The organism is Komagataeibacter kakiaceti JCM 25156 (assembly GCF_000613305.1).
Window position 1 is genome coordinate 1 of sequence record NZ_BAIO01000325.1, and the last position, 2,711, is coordinate 2,711.

4 protein-coding genes and 1 pseudogene are annotated in these 2,711 nt (G+C 64.7%); 3 read left to right on the top strand and 2 right to left on the bottom strand.

The window, feature by feature from the left end; translation table 11 throughout:
• Positions 1 to 151 precede the first annotated feature (151 nt).
• Positions 152 to 415, top strand: a complete 264-nt coding sequence (locus tag JCM25156_RS31235) for a sigma 54 modulation/S30EA ribosomal C-terminal domain-containing protein (RefSeq protein WP_242402654.1) — start codon at positions 152 to 154, stop codon at positions 413 to 415.
• A gap of 83 nt (positions 416 to 498) precedes the next feature.
• Here JCM25156_RS31235 and JCM25156_RS13125 read toward each other — a convergent pair whose 3' ends face one another.
• Together JCM25156_RS13125 and JCM25156_RS13130 are read right to left on the bottom strand one after the other, a co-directional pair.
• A complete protein-coding gene (locus JCM25156_RS13125) occupies positions 499 to 762 on the bottom strand; it encodes a DUF1150 family protein (RefSeq protein WP_025813436.1) in 264 nt (87 codons plus the stop codon).
• An 83-nt stretch (positions 763 to 845) separates the two neighbouring features.
• Positions 846 to 1,319 carry an Hsp20 family protein gene (locus JCM25156_RS13130; RefSeq protein WP_084296517.1) on the bottom strand — a complete coding sequence of 158 codons (474 nt, stop codon included), beginning with the start codon at positions 1,317 to 1,319 and terminating at the stop codon, positions 846 to 848.
• 227 nt (positions 1,320 to 1,546) lie between these two features.
• Here JCM25156_RS13130 and def point away from each other — a divergent pair, with 227 nt between their 5' ends.
• Both def and JCM25156_RS24330 read left to right on the top strand, forming a co-directional pair.
• Positions 1,547 to 2,089 carry a peptide deformylase gene (gene def, locus JCM25156_RS13135; RefSeq protein WP_025813438.1) on the top strand — a complete coding sequence of 181 codons (543 nt, stop codon included), beginning with the start codon at positions 1,547 to 1,549 and terminating at the stop codon, positions 2,087 to 2,089.
• A 76-nt stretch (positions 2,090 to 2,165) separates the two neighbouring features.
• Positions 2,166 to 2,711, top strand: a pseudogene (locus JCM25156_RS24330) (methionyl-tRNA formyltransferase); the annotation flags it as partial.

Here is a 2,711-nt window from a genome sequence, read left to right on the forward strand (position 1 = left end):
CCGCCTTTGACGACGCGGCGGAGCACATCGCGCGCCGCCTGCGCCGCTACCACCGCAAGGCCACCAACCATGGCCATATGAAGGCCCGCCAGCAGGTGCCCGAAATAGGCCGGGGCTATGTCCTGCGCCCCGGCATGCCCCAGGATGCGCGATGGACGCCGCCATGGACGGGGAAGCCGCGCTGGAGGAGGATGAGGACACGTCGCTGCGCGCGACCGGCCCCTACGCCACCATCATTGCCGAACACCCCACCGAGATTCCCACGCTGAGCGTGAGCGAGGCGGTGATGCGCCTTGACCTCGCGGACAGCCAGATCCAGCTTTTCCGTGACAGCACGACCGATACGGTCAATGTCCTCTACCGCAGGCCGGATGGAAATATCGGCTGGCTCGACCCCACGGCCAGACCGCAATAACTGACGCCGCGCCGTACAAATGAAAAATGGCCCTGCCCCGTTTCATCGGGGCAGGGCATCATGCCATCAGGCACATGAAAAGGTCAGTGGAGGGGAACCGGTATCATCTCGTGGCTGAGGATGGCGTTGATCGCCGCATCCCGGTCATCGGTCACGGCCATGGGCGTGCCATCGGCCGCGTGGATGGTGAACGCGTTGGCGCCATCAACCTTGACCGCCCGGATGTAGGCCACCGATTCCACGCCCAGGCCACGCAGTTCACCGATGCTGATTTCATGCGGGCTGCCAACCGGCGTTTCCGGTTCGTTATGCAGCAGTACCCGACCATTCTGTGTTGTAACTCTCATCGCGTCATCTCCTGCATCATGAAGGGAGAACCACCCTTCCCATCTGCATCGCAACATGGGTCGTTACATTACGGCGCAGGCTGTCATTCCTCGTCAATCACCCTCACGACACGTTGCTTGCGCCCGGCGGGCACATCCACCACCGGCGGCACACGTTCATGCGACGGCGCGGCGGGGGGGCGGGTGATCTCGATCTTGCGTACGCGCACTTCAGGCTGCGGGCGCTGGAGTTCGATATGCAGCAGCCCGTTATCGAGCCACGCGCCACCGACCTCGATTCCCTCGGCCAGGACAAAGGCCTTCTGGAACTGGCGCGCCGCTATGCCACGGTGCAGGAAAATGCGGCCCTGCCCGTCATCACTCTGCCGCCCGCGAATGACGAGCTGGTTGTCTTCCTGCGTGATGTGCAGGTCTTCCATCACGAACCCGGCCACGGCCAGCGTGATGCGCAGTGTCGTTGGGCTGACCTGCTCTATGTTATAGGGCGGATACCCGTCCGACGCATTTTTCGATGCGCGTTCCAGCATCTGCTCCAGATGGTCGAACCCCAGAAACATGGGCGACCCGAAAACTCTTCCCGACAAATCGGCCTCCTCTGCTCGAGCGAGACAAGAAACGAAGAAACGGACCCGAAACGGCATCCGCTTCCCGTCCCTTCACGATATGGGAGAATAATAGCCATACGCAAGGGCAGGACCCGTACGAAAGGCGAACCACGCCGCTATCGGCATTTTGGTTCCATCACCACTGGCATCGCGTGGACGGAAACGCTAAATGGCGGAATATGATTGATCATGATGTCATCGCTCAGGCGACCCCCATGCCGATCCTGGTCGCGCCCCAGGCGGTCCTGCGCCAGAAAACCCGCCTTGTCCGCCCGGAGGACATGAGCGAGCTGCGCACCACCATCCCCCGCATGTTCTCCGCCATGTACCAGGCCCCCGGCATCGGGCTGGCGGCCCCGCAGGTGGGGCTGAGCCTGCGTTTCGCCATTGTGGACGTGTCCGACAGGGACGAGGGCCGCAACCCGATCGTGCTGATCAACCCCGAAGTCATTGCCGAGACCGACAGCATGGCCGCGCGGGAGGAAGGCTGCCTGTCCCTGCCCAACCAGTACGCCGAGGTCATCCGCCCCGAGGCCGTGCGCGTGCGCTATCAGGACATGGACGGAAAGCGGCAGGAACTGGAGGCCGATGGCCTGCTGGCCACCTGCCTGCAACATGAGATCGACCATCTGGAGGGCATCCTGTTCGTCGATCACCTGTCCACCCTCAAGCGCAACATGATCATGCGCCGCCTGGCCAAGGAACAGCGCCAGAAGCACTGATCCCGCCCGCGCGCCACCCCGCCGGAACCTGACGTGAGCGGATGGTTCGGCCCAGCCTGAACGGACCCCCCATCACATGCGACTGGCCTTCATGGGCACGCCCGACTTCGCGGTACCGGCCCTGCATGCCCTGCACGCGGCCGGGCATGACATCGTAACCGTCTACAGCCAGCCCCCCCGCCCGGCGGGACGGGGGAAGAAGCTGCGTCCCTCCCCCGTGCATCAGGCGGCGGAGGCCCTTGGCATTGCGGTCCGCACGCCCCTGAGCCTGCGCCGCAATGCGGAGGAACAGGCCCATTTCCGCGCCCTGAGTCTGGATGCCGCCGTGGTCGCGGCCTACGGCTGATCCTGCCGGTGGAGATGTTGCAGGCCCCGACCTACGGGTGCCTGAACATCCATGCCAGCCTGCTGCCGCGCTGGCGCGGGGCGGCCCCCATACAGGCCGCCATCCTGGCCGGTGACAGCGAAAGTGGCGTCACCATCATGCAGATGGATGCCGGGCTGGACACGGGCGCCATGCTGCTGCGCGACCGCGTGGCGCTGACGGAACGCACCACCGCGACCAGCCTGCATGATGATCTGGCCGCCATGGGGGGCCGCCTGATCGTGGACGCCTGCGCCA